Origin of the sequence: Pseudoalteromonas sp. SCSIO 43095, assembly GCF_023650455.1 — a bacterium.
Classification (GTDB): Bacteria; Pseudomonadota; Gammaproteobacteria; order Enterobacterales; family Alteromonadaceae; genus Pseudoalteromonas; species Pseudoalteromonas tetraodonis.
Genome location: NZ_CP087995.1, coordinates 1748340 through 1773365, shown reverse-complemented (window position 1 = coordinate 1773365; position 25026 = coordinate 1748340). Strand labels below are relative to the sequence as shown.

At 40.7% G+C, this 25026-nt stretch carries 19 protein-coding genes, 1 tRNA gene and 3 pseudogenes; 16 read left to right on the top strand and 7 right to left on the bottom strand.

Going from position 1 to position 25026, the window contains the following annotated elements:
- Positions 1-3: 3 nt before the first annotated feature.
- Both LOC50_RS08370 and LOC50_RS08365 read right to left on the bottom strand, forming a co-directional pair.
- The gene (locus tag LOC50_RS08370) at positions 4-918 is read right to left on the bottom strand and encodes a M14 family metallopeptidase (protein ID WP_036983072.1); all 915 of its coding nucleotides are present in this window, start codon (positions 916-918) and stop codon (positions 4-6) included.
- 122 nt (positions 919-1040) lie between these two features.
- On the bottom strand, positions 1041-1568 hold the full coding sequence (locus LOC50_RS08365) for a helix-turn-helix transcriptional regulator (RefSeq protein ID WP_036983070.1): 528 nt from the start codon (positions 1566-1568) through the stop codon (positions 1041-1043).
- Between the two features lie 183 nt (positions 1569-1751).
- Between LOC50_RS08365 and LOC50_RS08360 the strand changes: the two genes are divergently transcribed.
- Genes LOC50_RS08360 through LOC50_RS08350 form a run of 3 tightly spaced genes read left to right on the top strand, consistent with a single transcriptional unit; the run spans position 1752 to position 6177 of the window.
- Positions 1752-2804, top strand: a complete 1053-nt coding sequence (locus LOC50_RS08360; protein WP_248534189.1) for an HlyD family secretion protein — start codon at positions 1752-1754, stop codon at positions 2802-2804.
- Positions 2805-5879, top strand: a complete 3075-nt coding sequence (locus LOC50_RS08355; protein WP_036983067.1) for an efflux RND transporter permease subunit — start codon at positions 2805-2807, stop codon at positions 5877-5879.
- Entirely contained in the window at positions 5872-6177 is a 306-nt protein-coding gene (locus LOC50_RS08350) for a DUF3240 family protein (RefSeq protein ID WP_036983065.1), read from the top strand. The genes LOC50_RS08355 and LOC50_RS08350 overlap by 8 nt, the downstream gene beginning before the upstream one ends.
- 50 nt (positions 6178-6227) lie before the next feature.
- On the opposite strand, the gene iadA is transcribed toward LOC50_RS08350, so the two are convergent.
- Positions 6228-7379, bottom strand: a complete 1152-nt coding sequence (iadA, locus tag LOC50_RS08345; protein ID WP_250653045.1) for a beta-aspartyl-peptidase — start codon at positions 7377-7379, stop codon at positions 6228-6230.
- A 141-nt stretch (positions 7380-7520) separates the two neighbouring features.
- Positions 7521-8855 (bottom strand): annotated as a pseudogene (locus LOC50_RS08340) (TonB-dependent receptor domain-containing protein); the annotation flags it as partial.
- Between the two features lie 451 nt (positions 8856-9306).
- Here LOC50_RS08340 and LOC50_RS08335 point away from each other — a divergent pair.
- Both LOC50_RS08335 and LOC50_RS08330 read left to right on the top strand, forming a co-directional pair.
- Positions 9307-11007 carry a cyanophycinase gene (locus tag LOC50_RS08335; protein ID WP_036983063.1) on the top strand — a complete coding sequence of 567 codons (1701 nt, stop codon included), beginning with the start codon at positions 9307-9309 and terminating at the stop codon, positions 11005-11007.
- A gap of 90 nt (positions 11008-11097) precedes the next feature.
- The gene (locus LOC50_RS08330; RefSeq protein ID WP_024601163.1) at positions 11098-11649 is read left to right on the top strand and encodes a flavodoxin family protein; all 552 of its coding nucleotides are present in this window, start codon (positions 11098-11100) and stop codon (positions 11647-11649) included.
- 58 nt (positions 11650-11707) lie between these two features.
- Here the strand turns inward: LOC50_RS08330 and LOC50_RS08325 are convergent.
- Positions 11708-12301, bottom strand: a pseudogene (locus tag LOC50_RS08325) (hypothetical protein).
- 389 nt (positions 12302-12690) lie between these two features.
- On the opposite strand from LOC50_RS08325, the gene scpC reads away from it, so the two are divergent.
- The 3 genes and pseudogenes from scpC to LOC50_RS08310 form a co-directional block, all read left to right on the top strand.
- On the top strand, positions 12691-14184 hold the full coding sequence (scpC, locus tag LOC50_RS08320) for a succinyl-CoA:acetate CoA-transferase ScpC (protein ID WP_036983061.1): 1494 nt from the start codon (positions 12691-12693) through the stop codon (positions 14182-14184).
- A gap of 165 nt (positions 14185-14349) precedes the next feature.
- A complete protein-coding gene (locus LOC50_RS08315) occupies positions 14350-14598 on the top strand; it encodes a hypothetical protein (RefSeq protein ID WP_008114111.1) in 249 nt (82 codons plus the stop codon).
- 436 nt (positions 14599-15034) lie between these two features.
- Positions 15035-15394, top strand: a pseudogene (locus LOC50_RS08310) (transposase); the annotation flags it as partial.
- A 410-nt stretch (positions 15395-15804) separates the two neighbouring features.
- Here the strand turns inward: LOC50_RS08310 and LOC50_RS08305 are convergent.
- A tRNA-Pro gene (locus LOC50_RS08305) sits at positions 15805-15881 on the bottom strand.
- A 116-nt stretch (positions 15882-15997) separates the two neighbouring features.
- Positions 15998-16621, bottom strand: a complete 624-nt coding sequence (locus LOC50_RS08300) for an arylesterase (protein WP_250653043.1) — start codon at positions 16619-16621, stop codon at positions 15998-16000.
- Here LOC50_RS08300 and LOC50_RS08295 point away from each other — a divergent pair, their 5' ends adjacent.
- From LOC50_RS08295 to tolA, 8 genes are all read left to right on the top strand, one after another.
- Positions 16622-17335, top strand: a complete 714-nt coding sequence (locus tag LOC50_RS08295; RefSeq protein WP_250653921.1) for an ABC transporter ATP-binding protein — start codon at positions 16622-16624, stop codon at positions 17333-17335.
- Complete coding sequence (locus LOC50_RS08290) at positions 17325-19826, top strand: ABC transporter permease (RefSeq protein ID WP_250653042.1); 2502 nt, start codon at positions 17325-17327, stop codon at positions 19824-19826. Before LOC50_RS08295 ends, LOC50_RS08290 begins: the two co-directional genes overlap by 11 nt.
- 132 nt (positions 19827-19958) lie before the next feature.
- Positions 19959-20483 (top strand): crossover junction endodeoxyribonuclease RuvC, encoded by a 525-nt coding sequence (ruvC, locus tag LOC50_RS08285; RefSeq protein ID WP_008114131.1) that lies wholly within the window; start codon positions 19959-19961, stop codon positions 20481-20483.
- A 2-nt stretch (positions 20484-20485) separates the two neighbouring features.
- A complete protein-coding gene (ruvA, locus tag LOC50_RS08280; RefSeq protein ID WP_036983054.1) occupies positions 20486-21103 on the top strand; it encodes a Holliday junction branch migration protein RuvA in 618 nt (205 codons plus the stop codon).
- A gap of 7 nt (positions 21104-21110) precedes the next feature.
- The gene (gene ruvB, locus LOC50_RS08275; protein ID WP_013464636.1) at positions 21111-22118 is read left to right on the top strand and encodes a Holliday junction branch migration DNA helicase RuvB; all 1008 of its coding nucleotides are present in this window, start codon (positions 21111-21113) and stop codon (positions 22116-22118) included.
- Positions 22119-22992: 874 nt separating this feature from the next.
- On the top strand, positions 22993-23697 hold the full coding sequence (gene tolQ, locus LOC50_RS08270; protein ID WP_036983052.1) for a protein TolQ: 705 nt from the start codon (positions 22993-22995) through the stop codon (positions 23695-23697).
- A complete protein-coding gene (tolR, locus tag LOC50_RS08265; RefSeq protein WP_016899822.1) occupies positions 23684-24115 on the top strand; it encodes a protein TolR in 432 nt (143 codons plus the stop codon). Before tolQ ends, tolR begins: the two co-directional genes overlap by 14 nt.
- Before the next feature lie 4 nt (positions 24116-24119).
- The gene (tolA, locus tag LOC50_RS08260; protein WP_036983050.1) at positions 24120-25025 is read left to right on the top strand and encodes a cell envelope integrity protein TolA; all 906 of its coding nucleotides are present in this window, start codon (positions 24120-24122) and stop codon (positions 25023-25025) included.
- Position 25026 lies beyond the last annotated feature (1 nt).

Sequence of the window (25026 nt, the reverse complement as noted above, 5' to 3'; positions counted from 1 at the left end):
CTATTACTTATTAATAATGTAGTCCAACGCACCCGAAATTGCCGCAACTTGCGCTAATATGCATTCTTCAGGGGTGGCCGTTGCACTATCTGGGTAAACTTCCGTGGTTGTAACGTAGGTCGCATCAGATAACCCCATGCATAAACCTAACTCTTTTGCTGCATAGTTTATTACCCCAAATTGTTCTTGAGGTACACCAATTAATTGTTTATTTTCATCGCTTGGAGCGATGTGTGTGACCTTTTCAACACATTCAATAATAGCTTTTTGAAAAGCAGGCTCTGGTTTGTTGCTGTCAGCGACTAAATAAAAACCGTCTGGAATATTCCAATTAGTATTTACTTTACCTTCGCGCGCTGCAAGTGCAGGGCGAAATTCACTGTTATCTGAATCAGTGGTTTCATGCAAATCGATATGCGCGATTAAATCAGTATTTAAAGATTGCACATAATTCATTACCAATGCAGATTCTTGCGCTGGGCTGCCTTCATAAAAAGAACGGTTTGGATCAATTGCTTCTGGGTTCCAGCGGTTTATTGTTTCATAACCCCATGGGCTAATGCAGGGAGTAATCACCAGATTAAATTTCTCTGCGTATTGAGTTGCCAATGTTTTTGCAAACCTTAACGCACCGTGTACTCCGCTGGTTTCGTAACCATGTACGCCGCCAGTGATTAGCACTGTGTGTTTATTTTTATCAAAGTTTTGGGTTTTTAATGCAAACAAAGGGTAACTGTTTTGAGCATAATTAAGTTCACCATATTGCTCTACAATAAGCGTATCTTTTAGCTCATTAATTAGCGTTAATACTTCATCGTTATAGCTGCGTTTAATTTTCTGGGCTTCAAGCCATTGGAGTTTATGATTGTTATTCCATTTTTCACCAGGGTTGCCAATAGGGTAGGTACTGTTATTCATATTAAACCTTTACGTTGAATTATCTCTGCGGGCTATAGAGCACATAGACCATAATGACGAAAATAAAGCGTTAGCTTAACGCTGACTAAAATAGCGCGCAAGTATATGCGATAGTCACTGCATTAGTTAATGGCTGAGCTTGAATGCGGATAGTGCCTTTGTTGCATAAAGTCTTCTAAAAACCATGCGGCAAACTCATGTCTGCCCTCTACATCGGCTTTACTATAGATGTCTGATGCTTGTTGGCGTACTGTTTTTTCTTTAGTGTTTCTTAGTGCGCTTATTTCTTTAAAGCTTAAGCCTTTAAGTAATAACATCGCGACTTCTTGCTCACTGCGAGTCAATGTCCATTGTGAAAATTGGGTTTGAATAACACCACTGTATTCATGACGCGCGTCTTTCATTTCCTGCGATATGTTGTTTAACTGAGTCACAGAACTGTGTAATTCGCGCTTAAGGTTAATAATTTTTTTAGTTCGCGTGTTAATATCTTTAATTAAATACAGAGCACCCAAGGCAGAAATAATCACAATTAAGCTCTCAGTAAAAATATGCCACTGCGGCACCCCTAATTTTAAATCCATGATCACGTCAAAAAAATTTAACACCATGATCACCAATAGCGTTGCTGCGATTATTTTATCTCTCATTAAGTTCTCTAATATCAGTAGGTTAAATTTGCAATGGACATATGTACTGTACTGCCAAAATCAGGGTTTATAAGCATATTAAGGCGTTTGCCTGATGATTTAACAGTCTAAAAAAGTCATGGTTGATTCTATAAAATTAATCAAATGTGAACAAACTAAATGCTGTTAAATTTTACAAAAAAAATGCGTCATTTTTTGCGTATTCAATATACGTTATTTTTCTTCTTTACGGTGACTTTATTAACATTTAATCCTGTGTTTGCTTCGCAAAATTTAGCACCTGTAGGGCTTTCTTCACTCAGTGGTTTTGATGTTGAATTTGCGCCGATTCAAAAAACAGAGTTTATTAACAGGCAAAGTTTAATTGGTGAAGTTAATTTCAAACCTGGGGTCAATTATACGGTGCTGTTTGCGTTTGATGTACAGCAGGTTCGTTACTTATACCCTAACGGCAGCATGGTTGAAAAGGGCGCCACTATTGCAAGCGTTGAGGGCAGTGATGTACACCATTTTTTAGATGCCTATCAATCAGCAAAAGACATGCTCGCTATTGCTAAAAGCCATTACGACATAAACCAACAACACTTAAAAAACAAAATAATAAGAAGTTCTGAATGGGTTGAAATCACAAAAAGCTATTTTGAAGCCAAGCTAAATTTTGAACATATGCAACATCAAATGGCATTTTTAAACATTGATGATAATGAAAACGTGACCTTAGTGAGTCCAAAAACGGGCATTTTAAAACTCACTAATGAGTCGGGAAACCGTGTGATGGGTGACACCGCGTTTGATATTATCGATGCAAGTAGTATTCGCGTTAAGATTAAAGTCCCTCTTAGTTTTTCCAACACGTTAGCGCATTTCAAGCTGTCAGAAAGTTGCAGCTTAAATATTGAGAGCTATGACAGTATTGCAGATAAATACCATCAAATAGTGTGGGCGTCGCCAAGCTCAAATGAGTGCCAGCTTAGACTGGGGCAAACTATCAAAGTCACACCGGTAAATAAATTAACGGGCTTTAAAATAGCAAAGTCAGCGGTGTTTGAATTTGAAGATGTTAATTATATTGCTTTAAAGTCTGGCGATAAGCTTGAGTTACTGCCGATTGAGCTCAAGGGTACACAAGGCAAAGACTATGTATTTACTGCTAACAAAAACCTAGATGATCAGCAGGTACTAATAAGCTCGGTAAGTGCGCTACAGGGTATGTTGCTTCACTTAGGGAGAGAGTAAATGTTAAACCAGCTTATTAAGTTTTCACTTACTCAGCGTTTGTTTGTTAGTATTTTTGTTATTGTTGCTATGGCCATTGGTGCTAAATCTTGGTTAAGTATTCCGGTGGATGCTTTTCCAGAAATATCGCCCACCCAAGTTAAAATAGTTTACAAATTACCCGGCATGAACGCCCTTGAAATAGAATCGCAAGTAACACGGGTGATTGAAACCGAATTACTGGGTATTCCGTCACAGCAAATGCTGCGCTCTACCACTAAGTATTCTATTACCGATATTACCATTGACTTTGAAGAGGGCACCGACATTTATTGGGCGCGTCAGCAAGTGAATGAGCGTTTATTAAATATTTTGCCCACCTTGCCCAGTAATATTAGTGGCGGCATGGCGCCAATGAGCACGCCTTTGAGCGAGGTGTTCATGTTTACTATAGAAAGTACTCACTTATCGCTGATTGAAAAAAGAGAGCTTTTAGATTGGCAAATTCGTCCATTACTGCGCACTGTAACCGGTGTTGCAGATGTAAATAGCCTTGGCGGCTTTTCAAAAACCTATGAAATACTTCCCAATACTTTATTGATGCAACAGCATCAAGTCAGCTTTGATGAAATGAAGTTAGCAATCACGCAAACGAATCAAAACGGTGGCATAGGGCGCTTAGAAAAAGGCAACGACACCTTAATTTTGCGCACTGAGGGCAAATACACCGATATAACCGCCATTGAAAATACCGTGATTAAGTCCACTCAAAATAAGGTTATTCGGTTAAGTGATATTGCCACGGTACACGTTGGCAGTTTAACCCGTTATGGCGCAGTTACTAAAAACAGTGAAGAGGCGGTACAAGGGCTTATAATTGCGCTTAAAAATAGTAATACAGCGCAAGTTGTTGAAGATGTAAAAGATAAACTTCGCACCATTGAAGCGTCATTACCGCAAGGCACAAAAATTAATGTGTTTTACGACCGTTCTAACTTAATAAATACCGCAATTAGCACCATTACTAGCGCACTAGGCCAAGCGATTATTTTAGTGATAGTGCTACTTGCCTTGTTTTTAGGTGATATTCGCTCTTCATTGGTGGTGTCTTTGTCTTTACCTATGTCGGCATTGCTGACATTTATAATGATGAAGCAGTTTGATTTATCGGCTAATTTAATGAGTTTAGGTGGCTTAGTGATTGCCATTGGTATGCTGGTGGACTCATCGGTAGTTATTGTTGAAAACATAGTGAATCGGTTGGCTAATAATCAGCACCTCCCTCGGCTGCATGTTATTTATCGCGCCTGTAAAGAAGTCGCGGCGCCAGTGTTCTCAGGCACAATCATTATAATTATCGTGTTTTCACCGCTATTAATGCTAACAGGGTTAGAAGGCAAGTTATTTACCCCAGTGGCGCTCACTATCGTGTTTGCCATGCTTAGTGCGCTGTTGTTATCGTTAACGGTTATTCCAATTTTAGCCTCGTTGTTATTAAAAAATGAACCCGTAACCCAGCCTAAAATGGTCACGCTATTACAAGGTTTTTATACTAAAACACTTGCCCAAGCAATTAAAAAGCCGGTGGCTATTAGTGTTATATCAGTTGCTGTTTTAGTGCTCAGTGGGGTGTTATTTCAGGGACTTGGTAAAAGCTTTATGCCCGTTTTAGATGAAGGCGACATTATTGTGCAACTGGAAAAATCGCCGAGTATTTCCTTGCAAGCCTCGTTGGATATAGATAAACAAATTGAAGCCACACTGTTAAAAAACACCCCTGAAATCGTACAAATTGTTGCCCGTACCGGATCCGATGAACTCGGGCTTGATCCTATGGGATTAAACGAAACCGATGTGTTTATGGAATTAGCGCCAAAAGATACGTGGCGTTTTGACTCCAAAGCGCGGCTAATCGAGGATATTCGACAAACACTTGCGCAATTTCCTGGGGTAAATATTGGCTTTACTCAACCAATACAAATGCGGGTATCAGAAATGCTCACCGGTGGCACCGGTGATATTTCGATTAAAGTATTCGGTAATGACATTGCGACACTTTCCTCATTAGCTGAAAAAATCACGGCACTTGCCACTAACATTGACGGCGCAAGTGATGTGCAAATGGCGCTTATCGAAGGGGGTAAATACGTAAATATTAAACTTATTCCTGAGGTTGCTAGTCAGTTTGGTTTAACCACCGAAGGATTAAGTGATTATTTAAAGTCGCAATTAGAAGGCCTACAGGTATCGGCACTGCAAGAAGGAAACCGCGTGATCCCAATTGTGTTTAATGCACAAAAAGGCGAAAGCGCAGCACACTTTGAGTTATCGTCAATGAGCGCATTAAAACAAAAGCTAATTTTAATGCCCGACAACAGCCTACTACCACTTGAAGAGGTGGCTAATATTAGCTTTAAAACGGGGCCATTGTTAATAGAGCGAGAAAAAGCAAAGCGCTTTGCTTCTGTAAGCGTTAATGTGGATAACCGCGATGTGGTTAGTTATGTAAATGAACTGGAAGCTAAAATTAATAGCAGCATAAAATTACCCAGTGGTTTTACCTTGTCGTTTGGTGGCGAATTTGAAAGCCAGCAACGTGCAACACAAAACTTGCTGGTGCTTATTCCGGTGGCATTAATACTGATTTTCATTATTTTATTTACCACGTTTAAATCCTTATCTAAATCAACGCTGATAATTGCTAATATTCCGTTTGCGTTAATGGGGGGAGTGATTGCCCTGTTTATTAGTAATGAATACCTGTCGGTGCCTGCATCGGTTGGTTTTGTTGCTTTACTTGGCGTAGCGGTACTCAATGGTATTGTGATGATCAGCTACTTTGAGCAAATGAAAATGTTTTCTGCCAATGTAACGCAGCGCATTTTAGATGGCGCAAGCAGACGCCTTCGCCCAGTGTTAATGACAGCCACAACCGCCATGTTTGGTTTACTGCCACTGGTATTTGCCACCGGCCCTGGCGCTGAGATTCAAAAACCATTGGCAATTGTGGTTATTGGCGGGTTAATTACCTCAACAATTACAACACTTTATTTATTACCTATCTTTTATGGTTGGTTGGAGAAAAAACATGGCTGAACAGTTACTTTTTACCCTAAATGTACCCACAAACATAAAAGATGACGTGGTTGATATATTAATTGGCATAGACTGCATTACCGGCTTTAACTTAAAAAACATTGAAGGCTACAGTAAAGAGCACAGTGAATTTGACATTGCCGAGCAAGTAGAAGGGCATCGCAGCTTTTATCAGTTTGAGGTGCATATATTATTACCTGAACTTGCCATAGTAAAAACGGCGTTAAGCCCTGTTTGTAAGTACACGCCGTTAAAATATTGGGTAACCCCAATTTATGAAAGTGGGCACTTAGGATAACTCAGTATCTAGCATTTTATGCTGCTGAGCATTCTCAGCAGCATTGCGTGTTACTCGAACACTCCTTTTATGACTGCATGGGTGTTTTGCACCATTAAAGTGCCGTTAGCCCATACATACTCAGGGGTTAGGGTCTCTTTATCGAGAAGGACAACATCCGCGTCGCTTGTTGCTTTAAGGCGGCCTTTATCAAGTCCTAAAATATCGGCAGGGTTACTTGTTATGCTCATTAAAGCGTGCTCTATAGGGACGTTGTATTCTTTGACTGCTTGCTGAAACGAACTCAGTAGTGATGCCTCTTTGCCTACCTCAAGCCCCAATAAATTAAAGTCTTTATCAAAAATAGGTAAGCTGGCATGGCCATCTGAGCTCATAGTAAGTTGATTTGGTGCTACACCTTGTTCTAAGCAGTAAGCAAGAGCATGGGCTGCTGCATATTCACCATGGGCTAAATCATAGTCGGTTGTGCTGGTGGTAAAGTCGATAGTACCGCCCTGATCACAAAAGTGAATACCGGCATCAAGAAGTGCTTTATTGCGGTTCATATGCGTAGGGTAAAACTGTTTAAGCTTAATATCACTTTGCTCAGCCACCTGATGTAAAATAGTTAAATGGCTATCAACAGGGCCAACATGAATACTCACAGTGCCTTTTTTACCACTGAGCATACCGGCTACTTTGGCCTCTGCTGCCAATTCTGCTAATTGCTGTACCGTAGGTTGGCTCCTGCGATGATCAGAAATCGCCACTTCGCCAACACCTATAAACTCCTCTATATACATGATGTCGTCAGTAATTGAGTGGGTGAGTGTTTTCGCGGGTAAATGATACGAACCGGTATGGCAAAATACATTCAGCCCTTGCTCTTTTAGGCCTTTTGCTTTGGCAACCAAGTTGGTCAGTGTACGTGAGCTTGAATCGGTACCCAGTGCGGCCACCACCGTGGTGGTGCCCGATAAGGTTGCATCGGTTAGGTTCATTTCAGGGGTGCGGCTGGCAAATCCAGCCTCGCCACCTTGTGCAAAAACAGGTGGTGATTGTTGGTCGTTAACTGCTTGATATTGTGAAAGCTGCACAGTATGGCTGTCAGGCTCTGCATTAAATACCCCAGAGGTAATAAATACCGTGGCCATATAGGCAATCACTGCCACGCAAAGCAAAATGATGCTTGCATCGGGCATAGAAAATTGTTTTTGTTTCATAATTTCACTTTAATAAAAGGTCATTGTGTTGATGCGTAAATAAACGCTTAAACGTACTTTAGCACTTAATAGGCAGTGTCACTGTAGCCATGACCTGTAATAAAAGGAATGCCGCAAAGCGTTTGCTTTGCGGCTAAGCGGTTAAAAACGGTAGCTAATACTTAATTTGTAATTAGCACCTAGGGCATTATGGTTGATTGAATCAAAGCCACGGCTTGAACCATAAAGTGTGGGTGGCTCTTTATCAAAAATATTATTGATGCGCGCGCAAAGTCAGCGATTTATTAACATAGTAACCCGCAGATAAATCCCAAACGAGCCAGTCATCAACCTGATGCTCACCTTTTGAGTCTAGTACGCCAAGTGAATCTAGCTCATCAATTTCACGGCTACGCAGGCCTTCTATATCATCTTCGTAGCTGCTGGTGTAGTTTGCACCTAATTAAGGTAGTAACTTTGCGCTTCCCAATCTATTGACATACGCGCAATATTTTCAGGATAACGATAAGTTCCCACCAGCTTCTCTAACTAGTCAGACCCCGGTTTATTACGTTCAAACTCAAGGTAATGAGTGCCGTCAAACGCAAAGGTTAAATCGCCGCTTGGTAATACAAACCTATGGTCAAACTTAAAGTCTATGCCAGCTAATGTTTGTGACCCAGTGTTTTCAAGTGGGATTGCATGATCGCGAAACAGCGGTAAAAATAGCTCGTCATCACGTGGGTTAAATTCACCTATATAATTGCTTAAAATCTCAGTTAAATTAGCGCCGTCTTGCTCTATGTTTATATTACTGTTGTCGGTGACATCACATAATGCTTCATCGTACGATATGCCTTGCTCGCCCGGTGGTACAATGCCACAGTGACGAAGTGACGCATCGGTTATGGCGCGGTCGAGCACTGCGGTCATGTTGGTATCGATTACTTCTTCATGATCAAACTGCCAATAATCAATGGTTAAATTAGTATTAGCCGAGGGACTCCATGCAAAACCAACACTAATAGCCTCAGATTCTTCTGCATTTAGATTTGGGTTACCTAACTCTAACGAATTAACACTCACTTGGGTGCCATCACCCATACAGTATAAATCGGCTACAGCTTGGTTTGCACCACAGTCAAAAGTAGATTGTGTGGTTCTTAATTTAACGCCAGCCTGCGTTAATGATGGTGCTCTAAACGAGGTTGACCATGAACCACGAACAACCAACGAATCAGTTGGACGATAGCTCAAACCTATTTTAGGATTAAAGGTGCCACCAAAATCATCGTAATGATCGTATCGACCTGCTGCTTGCAGCTCTATTTGCTCTGTGAGTGAAATACTTAATTCAGCAAACGCTGCATATTGAGTGAGATCGGCTTCTGATAAACTAGAGCCAAAGCCAAATACATCAACAAGATAGTCTTTATCTGCTTGAGCTTGTGAATCAAGCGAAGGAATGTCTCTTAGCTCTTCACGGCGTGCTTCTACTCGTTCAATGTTGGTGTCGGTGTTGGTTTCTTGTGCATGTGCAAAAGTGATCGGGTTCAGTAATGCGCTTACTGTGGCCGCAATTGTTAGTTGACGAAACATCTTAAATACCTTTTGTCTTTTTAAGCGCACAAAAACATACAAACAGATCTGTGGCTTTTAATTGTTATATTTTTAGACAGGGCAGTGGTGAAATGACACGCTAAGCCCCTCACTGTGAAAAAGTGAGGTGGTGGGCTACTCGTCAAACCACTCCGAAAGGTAGTGTGGTGAGTAGAAATATGTTGTAAGCAAACGTGCTTTTTTAAACATAACTCTCATTCCAAAAGGTTTTTGACAAAGCCAGCAAAGGGGTGCTAGCTTACTCGCGTTTTAAAGTTCCTTTTTTCACAGCAAGTGAGAGACGCTCTCGCAAGTTATTTCTTATAATTTTTTACATGAGTATAACATAATGGAACGAATATATTTACCAAACAAACGGTTAGCTAAATCGCGTACAGTAACGGCTGTTTTTTCGTTTTTTATTGCTTTTTCGCTGCAGTTAAGCGCAAAAGAATCTGAACAAACGTTAGTATTAGTCGGCGGTGCACTCACAACGTGTGCTAGTTTAAGCCCTAAAAATTGTGAAAAAAACACACAAATTCCGGGTAAAATACATAATGTATTTGCGCTCTCCCACGCTAAAATTAGTCAAATAAAGCTACAATGGCCAAGTAAAAATACGCAAGCTAAAAACAAAACTATTAAAAATTTAGCAACAATGCAGGCTAAATCATCACCCACATTGTCAAAAAAAGAGCTGTTATGGTTATGGCGCGATATTGATAGTAAACAGCTCAATAGTTTAACGGATCAAGAATACAATTTTGTAATAGATATGCTTGAAGTAGCGCAGCTGCAGAGCGACAATACGCGACTAAAAGAGCAGGTCAATACCGCGCTTAATAGCGAATCCGCCGCGACAGATATTTTGCAATTTATATCGGGCAGTTTAAAAGTAAAAAGTACTAACCCGAGCATACTAGCCATTACCGCCTCAAGCAGAGACCCTTATGAATCTGCTGATTTTTACGAAGGATTACTTCGTTTTCCCAATATAAATTCACAATGGCTTGCATTAACTCCTGCGCTTGCTAAAGCAATAACTACCAATAAATGTGATGATTTAAACACGCTTAGGCACTCTGAAATGGGGCTATATCAACGTGAATATATTTACCCTGATCGCACTCAAGCAGAATATTTGCTGTGTAAAAACGGCACAGACGCTCTAGTGCAGCTAATCAAAAATAGTACCGGTGTTATGTTTAATGGCGGCGATCAAAGCTTAACGCGCAAGGTATTGTTTGATGAAAATAATCAGCCATATCCATGGACAAAAGCGTTACAGTCTCGCCCTGTTGTTGTAGGTACAAGTGCAGGCACCGCAGTGCAAAGTGGCGGGCAAGCGCACGGTGGTAATGTGGTTATGATCACTAATGGCACAAGTTTATCGGCATTGAAAGAAGGCGCGCAAGCCATTGATGCACCCAGTGAGCGCTCAAACAGCGATAGTTTAACTTACAACCGCTTTGGGGGTTTAGGCACATTTAGTTACGGTGTACTCGATACACACTTTAGTGAGCGAAACCGTACATTAAGACTAGGCACCTTGCTCGACAGCTTCAGTGCAAATCAAGCTCAACCCGCATTTGGTTTTGGTGTAGACGAAACCACCGCCTTAGTGGTTATTAAATCTGAATCAGGGAATTTAATGACCGTAATTGGTAAAAATGGTGTGGTGATGGTTAAATCAACAGGGCAGGCTCAGGCTGAAACTAAAACCTACAGTTACTCGTACTGGCCTGCTGGCAGTGTGATTGATATTAAAAATAATGATTTTACCTTAAGTCAGCGCAGTATTAGCCAAGCATTACCAGCAATTAAAATACCGCCTTTACCGGTTCAGCGTTTCGGCAGTATTTTAACGGATGCCAAATTGCGCTCTTTAACGCAAGCCATGTGCTTGAGCCAAGAACAAACCGCTGTTGGTCAGCAAGATGCGTTTATTATTAGTCTATCAACTAAGCCTGAGTCGGTTTATCACCGTATTAGTGCTGAGCAGTATGGCTGTGCGGTGAGTAATTTAGAAATTTCAGTGAGTACCTTTTAATTTAATTAAACACGCTGCTTAGTTGATTTTAGATTAAGCGGCCATACTATATTTAAAGCGTGTTATTAAATCACAACAAAAGGAAGGTTCATGAGTAAAGTAGCGGTTATTTATTTTTCTGGATATGGCCATACCAAAAAAGTGGCGGAATTTGTGGCTGATGGAGCAAACGCTCAGCTTATTGCAATCGATGAAAATGGTGATATTAAAGACACCGATTGGGATGCATTAAACAATGCAGACGCCATTATTTTTGGTGCACCTACCTATATGGGCTCATACCCTTGGCAGTTTAAAAAGTTTGTTGATGCCACCTCTAAAGTGTGGTTTACCATGGGTTGGAAAGATAAAGTGTTTGGCGGTTTTACTAATAGCGGCAGCCTAAATGGCGACAAACAAGTCACCCTAATTAGTATGCAAACGTTAGCTTCACAGCATGGTGGAATTTGGGTAAGCCTAGGGTTACCACCCGCCAATAAATTGGAATCAACCCGTCAAGACATCAATAACTTAGGCGGTTCGGTTGGCGTATTAGTACAATCACCTACTGATGCTGACGAAACGGCTATTCCATCAGGCGATTTAGAAACGGCTCGTTTATACGGTGAGCGCGTTGCTGAAATAGCAAAACGATTAAAGTAAAAATGACCTAAATTAAGTTTATTTAATCCGTAAAGCCACACTTAATTAGTGTGGCTTTTTAGTTTGATAGCCCCAGTTCTTGCCTATGCTCAAGTTGATATAAGCTTGAATATTCACGTTTATGAACTTCAAATAAATACGCTCTCAGTTGCTCTTTACCATGGTGAATATGCTTTATTTTAGCTGCTATGCCACACTCACTGTGCCTAACGGGTTCTATGTCTAATGATATAGCCGCTTCATTGGGTAAAATAAATTGCATATTTTGTAACTCATCAAGCTCACTGTTTATTGATGTGGATTTTAAAAATATTCCTGTGCTTGAGATAGATTCAATGCAAAAACCTTGGCTTTGAATATTTAATTCACTTAATCGCCAGCTACGTTGAGTGCCTTTAGTATCAATCACTTCTGGGGCTGCTAACACAGTACTGAAATGGCCTAATTCATCAGTTTTAAATTGAAGTGGAAATCACAGTTGGTAATGAGCTACTTCTGCTAATAGGGTTAATTTAGCCTGACCAAGTAAATGCGCAATACCATCTGGTATTGATGTTTGTACTGTTAGTTTTGTTTCATTAATTAATGCTGTACTTTGACTAGGTTCAAACAACCCAGATAAAAAGTTAATTTCTTCGTCAGACAAATCTATGTATTTTCCTTAATACCTAAATCGTAGATTCTATTCCTTACAAGGTTTCTGCCCAATGAATGACCCGTTTATTATTTTGTAGGATTTAGCCTGTACGGCTTTATTTTTATACAATTTATAATTTTAGCTTTTCTGGCTAAAAATATAAGCACTTGATTTAAAGTAATTATATTTGTTTTTAAGCTTATTTAGTTAAATGATTGAATAGATTTTTTGGTATTCTACCCCCCAATAACAGCAATAAGTTAAGTAATGAAGTGTACAAAATTAAAGCGCTCTGCAACGTTTTTATACCAACTATGCGTAAATGAGACTTAGGTCTAGCTTACGAAGCATAAGGAAATACTTAAAATAGCGCCCAAATAATAATGGGGTTTAAGGGGTTCCAAATGCAATTAGAACGAATTCGTCATAGTGATTTACACAACAAAGTGATGTCTGCACAGCAGGCCAGTTTATTTATTAAAGACGGCATGACCGTAGGTATGAGTGGTTTTACTCGTGCCGGTGAAGCGAAAGCTGTACCACGTGCGCTTGCCGAGCGAGTACGTGAAAACCCAATGAAAATTAACCTAATGACGGGCGCGTCATTAGGTAACGACTTAGATAAGCTACTTACTGAATCAGGTGCGTTAGCGCGTCGTATGCCATTTCAGGTAGACAGCACATTACGTAAAGCAATTAACAACGGTGAGGTCATGTTTATTGACCAGCATTTATCTGAAACTGTTGAACAGTTACGTAATCATCAGTTAACTATGCCTGATGTAGCGGTGATTGAAGCCGTTGCTATTACAGAAGAAGGCCACATAGTACCAACTACGTCAGTAGGTAACTCAGCAAGTTTTGCTATTTTTGCCAAACAGGTAATTGTAGAAATTAACATGTTACATCAGCCAGAGCTTGAAGGGCTGCATGATATTTACATCCCTTCGTATCGTCCTACGCGTACTCCAGTGCCGCTCGTGAAAGTAGATGACCGTATCGGTAGTACTGCTATTCCAATCGATCCGGCTAAAATTGTGGGTATTGTATTTACCAATCAAAGTGACTCATTTTCAACAGTAACCGACCCAGATGCAGATACCGCCTCTATTGCACGCCATTTAGTTAACTTTTTTAAAGAAGAAGTAGCGCAACAGCGCATGCCTGCAAATTTAGGCCCATTACAAGCGGGTATTGGTAACATAGCCAATGCAGTCATGATGGGTTTATTAGACTCAGATTTTAAAGACCTCACTATGTACTCAGAGGTATTACAAGATTCTACCTTTGACTTAATTGATGCGGGTAAACTTAATTTTGCCTCTGGGTGTTCAATTATTTTATCAGAGCGTTGTAACGCACAAGTATTTAATAACCTTGAAAAGTACCGCGATAAGCTAGTACTTCGCCCACAAGAAATGTCGAATCACCCTGAAATTGTGCGTCGTTTAGGTATTATTGCAATTAACACGGCACTTGAGTTTGATATATATGGCAACGTTAACTCAACTCATGTGTGTGGTACTAAAATGATGAACGGCATTGGTGGCTCAGGCGACTTTGCACGTAATGCGCATGTATCGGTGTTTGTAACTAAATCAATTGCTAAAGGCGGCGCTATTTCAAGCGTGGTACCTATGGTAAGCCACGTCGATCATACCGAGCACGATGTTGATATTTTAGTAACCGAGCAAGGCCTAGCTGATTTACGTGGTTTAGCGCCACGCGAACGTGCTGTTGAAGTAATTAAACACTGTGTACACCCAGATTATCGCAACGCTATGCTTGATTACTACGAGCGTGCTTGTGTACGTGGCGGCCATACGCCTCATATTTTAGAAGAAGCATTCAGCTGGCATACCCGCCTTGAACAACAAGGCACAATGAAGCAAAGCTAATACATAAACCCCGCATTTGCGGGGTTTTTAATTTATGATGCCGATGCTTTATAGCGCGTTGTTATTGTTTTGCCATAAGGTGGTTTAAGTTTTTACTGTGTGCTGTAAAATAACTGCATATTTTTTACAGACTCGCCGTGGCGAGCAACATACAGAGTAACCATAATGGAAAATAAACTAACCGCAATCGACACTCTCGCGGAACTTGAAAGCTTTTTACTGCAAGTGGAAAACGGCGGTTTAGGTTTAACTGGCGTAGCAGGCGTCGGCATGGCAACTAATAATGCCGACGGCAGCCGTTTTGTCGCGGTGTTTGATGACAAGCAACAGCTTTTATTAGCCCGTGAAATTACCGAAGAGATTTTTCAAAGCGGCCAAGATATGGTGCGCAACGGCGTAGGGCGTAAACACTAATACCTTACTACTAATTTAAAAAGCGCCAAATGGCGCTTTTTTTGTGGTTTATTTTAAACAGGTGTTAAATATAAAATAAATGGTAATTATTCACCAAGACAAACTATTTTCTAAGGATCTTTTTTAGCTATTGGCTGATCCTGCCAGTGTGCCAAGCTAGAGCGATTACCCTATCGCTCTAGCTTTAATGAATTTAAACAGCATAAATATCACTGAAATAGTTGAGCAAACTAAAATTCAGTTACAAGAAGATAAAACACTCTCGCCAGCGTTGAAGATGTCTATTGAACTCATTCTTGTTGTCGTTGTTATGCTAGCTAACCTGAGCTGCACATAAGAAATGGAACTAAATGCCCTTGCGGTGATCAGATCTTTCGACCAAGAAACATAAGATTACCGAGGCAAGGGCATGAATAACTTAAATGCAATTTACGTAGATGTCGATGATTTTTGTTTATTATTAGATATGGTCGATAATGTTACAGGTAGTTTATACGCAGATAAAGGTTATGTATCTGCAAACCTAAAAGCGGAACTTGCTGAGCAAGGGATTGATTTTATTACAGGTCAACGACGTAATATGAAACGTCAGCCAATATCATCTTGGGATAGAGCGATGTTATCAACGCGTTTCATCATTGAAACAGTTTTCGACCAGCTGAAAAATATGGCTCAAATAGACCACACAAGGCACCGCAGCTGCATCTCATTTATGGCTAATTTAATTTTAATGGCTGGATTAATTGCCTATACTTTTCAGACTAAAAAGCCGAGTATAAAAGTGACTCGGCTTTAATTCTTATGCAGATCTGAGATTAACTAGACCCTCTACACCTGAAAATTGTAATACTAAAAGGCATGGTATTGAGCCAAACACAATTGCAAATAATTTCATCAAACAATAAGGGTAAAGTGGTTTTTCTTTTTTGATCGATCTGCATAACATTCTCTATTGTATTTTTAGACTCAAATTACAATTTGAAAAACATGGAGACAAGTTAAATGTGTTTATTTTTTAAAATAATGAGAAAGCTGGTTTAGGAGGGTGCCATTAGCTCTCTTCCTATATATCCCCCCCAATCAGAATCAGAAAGTAGAAAATAAATTAGATTAAAAAGGGTGCGATAAATATTTAGAAAGGCAAATTTTATAGTGCGATAAAGAGGATGTTTTAATTTATAACTAATTGAAGTTAACAAAATTAATTGGTCGGTATGGAGAGATTCGAACTCTCGACCCCTGCCACCCCATGACAGTGCGCTACCAAGCTGCGCCACATACCGACTTCGATTGCAATAGTACGTGTATTTATAAAAAAATCAATAAGCTTTTGTTTGTTTGGATATTTATTGCGCAAGCGTTTAATATTAAGCGCTTGCGCCAGAAGTTTTACACGGCTTTACTCTTTATTTAACCACTGGTTGATCGTGTTATACATTTCATCTCGTAGTATTGGTTGCGCAGTTTTGTTAGGGTGTAAGTTATCGTTTTGCATTAGCTCGTTTTTTCCTGCTACTTTAAGTACAAAAAACGGCATTAAATAAGAGCCTGTGGCTTTGCTAACACTGGCAAAACTATCGGTGAACATTTTACTGTAACGTGGGCCATAGTTAGGTGGAATATAAATTTCCATAAGTGCGGTTTGTGCATTTGCAGCTTGGCTTTTTTCAATTAAAGCCGTTAAGTTAGTTTGCATTTTTGTGATTGGAAAACCGCGCAGGCCATCATTAGCACCAAGCTCAATGAGCACGTGAGTTGGTTGGTATTGCTCAAGTAGCGCGTCTAATCGGCGCAATGCACCGCCGGTGGTTTCGCCGCTAATACTGGCATTTACTAAGTTGATAGGGCGTTGCTCGTTATCGTATTTATCTTGTAACAATTGCACCCAGCCTTGTTCTTGTTTTAAGCCATAGGCTGCGCTTAAACTATCACCAAGTATTAAAATCGTGTTGTTAGCTACCGCGTGTAGTGGGTTAATAACTAAAAATAAAATGAATACACAACGTAGGATTGAATGGGTCATATGTCAGCGCTTTCTCAATTAAATATAATTCAAGTAAATGGTTTATCTAAAGTTGTATCTACCCTTGAAGGTGAGTTGTCCATCCTCAGCGACATCAGCTTTAATGTCAAGCATGGTGAGTCTGTTGCTGTTGTTGGCACGTCGGGCTCAGGTAAATCCACTTTATTAAGTTTATTAGCAGGGCTTGATACGGCCAGCAGCGGCGAAGTAATGTTAGATGGGGAGCCGCTGCACGAATTAGACGAAGAAGCACGTGCAGCACTCAGAGCTGCAAAAGTTGGCTTTGTATTTCAGTCTTTTATGTTGGTACAAAGTTTAACTGCACTTGAGAACGTCATGCTACCGGCAGAGCTTGCAGGTAAAGAAGACGCCAAAGAACAAGCGCTCGCATTACTTGAAAAAGTCGGCTTGAGTCACCGTGTTGATCATTACCCGTCGCAGTTATCTGGTGGTGAGCAACAACGTGTTGCCATTGCTCGCGCATTCGTGGGTTCGCCTAAAATACTGTTTGCCGACGAGCCATCAGCTAACCTAGATAGCAAAAACGGCCACATGATAGAAGCGTTATTATTTGATTTAAATAAACAAAATGGCACTACGCTTATTTTAGTTACCCACGATGAAGCACTGGCGCAAAAGTGTGAACGCATTATTCAGATTGAAGCCGGTGAGCTGGTACACAATTCAACAGAGGAAATGGCAAATGTGGGCTAAATTAGCGCTTAAACTATTTTCTCGTGAGTTTCGCCGTGGTGAACTAACCGTAATAAGCGCAGCCATTGCACTGGCAGTATTAACCGTGCTTACTTTATCTATGGTAACTGAGCGAATCGCACAAAGTATTGCCCAAAAAAGCAGTGCCTTTATAGCAGCAGATCGTGTTCTTGCCAGCAATCACGCCATAGATACCGCCTTTATAACCAAAGCAGAACAACAAAACTTACAAACTGCACAAATGGTGTACTTTGACACTATGCTGTTTGCAAACGATGAAATGCAATTTAGCTCGGTAAAGGCTGCATCAAACAGTTACCCGCTTAAAGGCCAATTGAAAGTTAAGTCGGGTTTGAATGCTCAAACTGAGGTTGCACCCGGTGCTCCAAGCCCTGGTAACGTATGGTTAAGTGAATCGGTTTTTTACAGTTTAAACATAAACGTAGGCGACCAAGTTGAATTAGGTGCCGCGTTATTCAATGTGGAAAAAGTGATTGTAGAAGAACCCGATGCGCCATTTAATGTGTTCTCTAGCAGTCGCAGAGTACTTATTAATATTGATGATGTACCAAAAACTGAAGTAATACAGCCCGGTAGCCGTGTATTTTACCGCCAGTTGTATGCAGGTGATGAAAGCGACATCAATAGTTTTTACGATTGGTTAAAACCGCAACTTAAAGAAAACCAAAACTGGTATGGTGTAAAAGACCGTCAATCGCCCATTTCAAATAGCTTAAACAGAGCCGAAAGCTTTTTATTGTTAGCAGGTTTGCTGGGCATTATATTAGCCGCAGTTGCTATTGCGGTATCGGCTAAGCGCTATTGTGAGCGTCAATACGATCCCGTCGCGATGATGAAAACCTTAGGTGGCAGCCGCGATATGATCCGCAAAATTTACCTTATGCACTTATTAATGGTGTGTACCATGGCGGTAGTCGTTGGCCTTGCTATTGGTTACGGCTTACAAGAAGTTGCAACTGGTTACCTTGCAAAAAGCATGGGAACCGAACTGCCCATGGCAGGGTTTAAACCGTGGTTAGTCGCCATTAGCACCGGGGTTATTTGTGCGGTTATGTTTTCTATTAAGCCATTGTTAGATTTATTTGATATTCCACCACTTAGAGTGCTTCGCCGTAATTTAGGCGACCGCCTTGCGGTAAGTAAAATCCATTTAGGGCTTAGCGCCTTAACGGTATTTTTATTAATGTGGTTATTTAGTAACAATATTAAAATTACCCTTATTTTATTTGCCTCAACGCTTGCGCTTATTTTAGTGTTGTTTTTAATTTCTAAATTAATATTTGGCGGTGGCCGAAAGCTTGGCTTAAAGCCAGGTAACAGCTGGTCGTTGGCTATTGCGTCTATTCAAAAGCGCGCCAACGTTAATGCGGTGCAGCTAATTAGTTTTTCGCTAGCGATTAAATTACTGTTGCTTTTAATTGTGCTAAAAAACGACATTATTTCGGATTGGCAGTCTCAGTTACCAAGCGATGCACCTAATGCCTTTTTGGTTAATATTACGCAAAATGAGCTGGATCCGGTAAATGAATACTTAGCGCAAAAAGGCATTCAAGTGTCGGAGTTTTACCCAACGATTCGTGGCCGCGTAAATGCAGTAAATGGCGAAGCAGTAGCACGTGAAGTGTCATTGCAAGACAACGAGAAAAAAGACGAAGAAGCCCGCTCAGGTATTGGCCGCGAGCTTAACTTAACTTGGCTTAACGAAGTCCCCTCACAAAATGACATTATCGATGGCCAGTGGTTTGGCGATGACGCAGTAGCTGAGGCCTCACTTGAAGAGTCGATGATGAAGCGCCTTGATGTGAAAATGGGCGATACCCTCACGTTTTTAATTGGTGCGCAGTCGTTCGACGCTAAAATTACCAGTGTACGTAAAGTTAATTGGGCCACGCTTAAACCTAACTTTTTCATTATTTTAAGCCCTGATGTGTTGAGCAGCTTTCCGGCCACGTATATTTCATCAGTACGTATTGAGCCTGAGCAAAAGCGCGACTTTAGCCAGTTATTACGTACATATCCTACGATTACAGCAATTGATGTAGACAACTTTGTTAAACAAATTCAATCGACTATTGAGCAAGTGTCGTTAGCTATTGGCTTTGTACTGGCTATTGTGGTGTTATGTGGCGCGTTGGTACTTATATCGCAGGTGCAAGCAAGCTTAGGTGAGCGGATGCAAGAAATTGTGATACTGCGTACTTTGGGCGCTAAAAGCCGATTAATCAAAAATGCCACCTTGTATGAATTTTTATTACTGGGCGGTTTAGCCGGACTGGTGGCTGCATTTTTCAGCGATATTGCGTTATTGATTGTTCAGCAGCAAATGTTTGATTTAGCGGGTAAGCTGCATCCTAATATTTGGATTATTGGCCCCGTTGCTGGTGGCGTGTTTGTAGCAGGGTTAGGCTATTTTATGATTGCCCGTACGCTTAAACAAAATACCCAAGGCTTAGTACGCGCATTGGCGTAAACTTTTCAGCCAAATAGCGTTTAAATGCCTACTTTTTATGTAGGCATTTTTGTTTTGGCTTGGTACTGGTAATTTATACAGTGCTCTGGCATTATTAGCACTATTAATAAATAACAATAATGGGAGTGCTGTTTGGCCATAATTTTAGGGATCGATCCGGGCTCGCGTTTAACGGGTTACGGTGTGGTTGCGCACCAAGGGGCTAAGTTTACTTACTTAGGCAGTGGCTGTATTAAATTAGCCGATCATGACTTTCCCACCCGACTTAAAATGATTTACCAGGGCATTACGCAACTTATAGAGCAATTTTCGCCTGAAACATTTGCTATAGAAAAAGTATTTATGGCGCATAACCCTGATTCTGCTTTAAAGCTAGGTCAAGCTCGTGGCGCTGCGATTGTCGGTGCCTCTATGGCCGACTTACCGGTTTTTGAATACTCAGCACGGCAAATAAAGCAAGCCGTTGTGGGTAACGGTGGGGCAGATAAATCGCAAGTTCAACATATGGTTAAAAACATACTTAAACTGCCAGGTACGCCGCAAGCCGATGCGGCGGATGCGCTTGCAATTGCAATTTGCCATGCCCACTCTGAACAAAATTTAATAAAACTAGCGGGTAGCGCAAGCAAAACCGTTAGAGGACGTCTAAGGAAATAACAATGATAGGTCGCTTAAACGGCGTGTTAGTTGAAAAACAGCCCCCAGAAATACTATTAGAAGTGAGCGGCGTTGGCTACGAAGTACAAATGCCAATGACCTGTTTTTACGATTTGCCTAAAGTGGGCGACAACGCCATTGTGTACACTCATTTTGTAGTACGCGAAGACGCACAGTTATTGTTTGGCTTTAATAATAAAACCGAACGTGCGTTATTTAGAGAGCTGTTAAAAGCCAATGGAGTAGGGCCTAAATTAGGCTTAGCCATTTTGTCGGGCATGTCGGCGCAGCAGTTTGTAAGTTGTGTAAATAATGAAGATGCCACTGCCTTGGTTAAACTGCCAGGGGTGGGCAAAAAGACCGCAGAGCGCTTAGTGCTCGAAATGAAAGACAGATTAAAAAATTGGGGTAATGACTTATTTACCCCATTTAGCGATAGCGCCGTAATAGAGCCTGCGAGCGATGCAACTATAGCCAATAATGCAGCCGATGATGCGGTTTCGGCGTTAGTGGCGCTCGGTTATAAATTGCCACAAGCGCAAAAAGCAGTAAAATCAATAAGCAAACCCGATATGTCGACTGAGGTTCTAATTAAAGAATCTTTGAAATCAATGCTGTGAGTAAATTATGATCGAAGCTGATCGCTTAATAGATGCTGCTGAAAAAACCAACGAAGACACCATAGATCGCGCTATTAGGCCTAAGTTACTGGCCGACTATCGTGGTCAGCCGCATGTTAAGCAACAAATGGAAATATTTATTGAAGCCGCGCGTAGCCGCAGCGAAGCGTTGGATCATTTATTAATATTCGGTCCGCCAGGCTTAGGTAAAACCACGCTTGCCAATATTGTAGCCAACGAATTAAATGTAAATATTAAAACCACCTCGGGCCCTGTGCTTGAAAAAGCGGGCGACTTAGCCGCATTGCTTACTAACCTTGAAGAAGGTGATGTACTGTTTATTGATGAAATTCACCGTTTGAGCCCGCAAGTTGAAGAAATACTCTACCCGGCAATGGAAGATTACCAGCTCGATATTATGATAGGTGAAGGGCCAGCAGCACGCTCTATTAAGCTTGATTTACCCGCGTTTACACTCATTGGTGCAACTACCCGTGCAGGATCATTAACCTCACCACTGCGTGACCGTTTTGGTATTGTTCAACGCTTAGAGTTTTACTCTGTGGAAGACTTATCACACATTGTGGGGCGCTCAGCGCATTATCTTAGTTTAGAAATGTGTGACGATGGCGCCGCCGAAATAGCCAAACGTTCGCGCGGTACGCCACGTATTGCAAATCGATTATTGCGTCGAGTGCGCGATTACACCCAAGTAAAGTCAGACGGTACGGTTAATGCTGAGGTAGCCCAACAAGCCCTCGACATGATTGACGTTGATAAAAGCGGTTTTGATTACATGGATCGTAAATATTTACTCGCCATCATCGAAAAGTTTATGGGTGGCCCTGTTGGCCTTGACAACCTAGCCGCGGCAATAGGCGAAGAGAAAGAAACCATAGAAGATGTGATCGAACCGTTTTTAATTCAACAAGGATTTATTCAGCGCACGCCGCGAGGGCGAATTGTCTCTGATAATGCGTATCACCATTTTGGCTTGTTACCTAAAAAAGATTAAATAACCAGAATAACGAGACTCTTTCTAAAGCCACTGTCATTTTAACGACAGTGGCTTTTTAGTATAAGCAAAGGCTAAATTTGGACGTATTTTACTTTGCCAATAATTCACTGAGCGTTAAGACACATCAGGCTATTGTGCGGCTGCAGTAATGGTATTGAGCCCGAGTGTAACTAATTTTACAAATTGCGGGCAAAAAAAAGCCCGCAAATAATGCGGGCAAACAACAAGTTTAAGGAAGTAATCTAGGGAACTACGTTTTACTTGTTGAGGTCATACCCCAAGAAGTAAAAAAGTAATACGAAATAAATCATATTACGAAGAACTGGATTCAATGAAATAGCTTTCATTTAATGCGCTAGCTCGGTATAGGAGAATAATACCGAAGCGGCAGAATTTGTTCAAACTAGAAAATTTATATTTTCAGATTAAAAAAACTAATAGCAGGGGTTTTCTGTTTTTACTTAATGTTGCATGTTAATTAACCATTAATTCTATAAGTTAATGAAATGCTTTGTTTATGTGTATTAACATATAAACGTTCGGTATTAGTTTTACTATTACGTTAAGGTAAGCGTGTAGTGTTTATGAGTGCTTATGCATTAATTTTGAATAAACAGCGTATTTTTGTGACTCTTTAGTGAAATTAAGCGGGCTTATAGATAGTCTTGTTGTTATTTATTTATACAGTAAAACAAGAGTTAAGTAGTAAAATTATTTTTTTAACGTTTTTTGTTGGCTATTCACAGCAATATCGTTGTCAGCAGGAAATACACTAGATACACTAGCTGAACTTTAATGGTGGCTAATGTGTTACAAAGTTACCTTACTCAAATAAATCAATTTGATGTTTTTAATTATTTAGGAGTTTAACGTGGGATCAGGGCTTAATTTTTTAGATCTAATTCTAGAGGCCAGTTTGCTTGTGCAATTAGTAATGCTAGCGTTGGTTGCTATGTCGGTTATGTCGTGGGCTATTATTTTCCAACGTAAAAAAGCCATCTCTGACGCCTTAGCAAATGCCAAAAAATTTGAGCATCGTTTTTGGTCTGGTGTTGACCTAAGTAAGCTATATAACGAAATTTCATCACGCGGTGGTCAATCAACGGGTATTGAAGCGTTATTCACCTCAGGTTTCAAAGAGTTTGCACGCCACAAAAAAAATACCTTTCAAAGTGCAGGCATTGTTATGGAAGGCACGCATCGTTCAATGCGGGTTGCGCTTTCTCGTGAAATAGAAAAACTAGAATCAAGCTTATCGTTTTTAGCAACCGTTGGCTCAATTAGCCCCTACATAGGTTTGTTTGGTACAGTATGGGGTATTATGAATGCCTTTATTGCCTTAGGTGAAGTAAAACAAGCAACCTTACAAATGGTTGCACCAGGTATAGCAGAAGCTTTGATTGCAACAGCAATGGGTTTATTTGCGGCTATTCCTGCCGTTATTGCCTATAACCGATTTGCTAATAAAGTTGAAAAGTTAGAATCTCATTACATTAACTTTATGGAAGAATTTGCCAATATTTTACACCGTCAAGCAGCTACCCAAATAGAGGCTCAAGCGAATGTACCAGCGTAAAAAGCGTCGCCCAGTCGCAGAAATTAATGTAGTACCATACATTGATGTAATGTTGGTGTTGCTTATTATATTTATGGCCACTGCGCCATTAATAACCCATGGCGTAAAAGTAGACCTACCAAAAATGGAAGAGTCAGACTTAGTTGATACCAAAGATACGCCGCCCATTATTGCCTCTATTGATTCGCAAGGTAAGTATTATGTAAGCATAGGTACTGATCCGGAAGAGCCAATGGAAGCATTAGATGTAGCCGCTGTAATTAAACTACAACTAATGAAAAACCCTGATACCCCAGTAATGATTAAAGGCTCAGGTAAAGTGTCGTATCAAGAAGTGTTACTGCTCATGGATTTTTTGAAGAATGCAGGTGTACCATCGGTAGGCTTAATGACCGAATCCTTTGAGGGGACCAAGTAGTCATATGAATACGTCGTTAATCAAATCAGTAATACTGCATTTAGCATTAGGGGGATTTTTGTATGCATCAGCAAACATTCATCCACCTAAACCTAAAGTAATGGAAGTGACGCTTAATGCCGCCATTCCTGAGCCAGAAAATGCGGTGTCTGCTGTGACCGTGGATCAACAGCAGGTTGAGCAAAAAATTGCTGAGTTACGCAAAAAAGAAGAAGATAAAAAGCGCGCTGAAGATAAACGCATTCGTGATTTAGAGCGCCGCGCAGCAGAAGCACGTAAGCAAAGTGAATCTGAAGCAAGACGCATTAAAAAGCTAGAGCAGCAGCGCAAAGCTAAAGAGAAAGAAAGAGCCGAAGCCGAAGCTCAAGCTAAAAAAGCCCGCGAAATAGAACAACGTGAGCGAGCAAAAGCCAAACAAGCGCAAAAGCAAAAGCAAGAGGCTGAAGATGCTGCTAAAGCGGCTGCCGACAAACGCAAAGCCGAAGAAGCCGCGCTTAAAAAAGCCGAAGAAGAGCGTAAAAAACGTGCTGAAGAAGCTGAGCGTAAACGTCAGCAAGCATTACAAGAACAAATACTGCAAGAGCAACTTGCCAAAGAGCAGGCTGCACGCAATAAAATACGTCAACAGCAAGTAGTGAGTGAAGTTGATAAATACCGTGCATTAATTATGGCGCGTATTCAGCAAAACTTATTAATTGATGAAAAAATGAAAAACCAGCAATGCCGCATTAATCTCCGTCTTGGGTTTAATGGCTTGGTTACGCAGGTTAAGTCGTTAGGTGGTGATAAGTTAGTGTGTGAAGCTGCTTTAAGAGCGGTTCGCATGGCCGACACATTACCGGTATCGAAAGATAAAGACGTATTCGAACAATTAAAGAATATTAATATAACCATCGCGCCAGAGTTTTAAG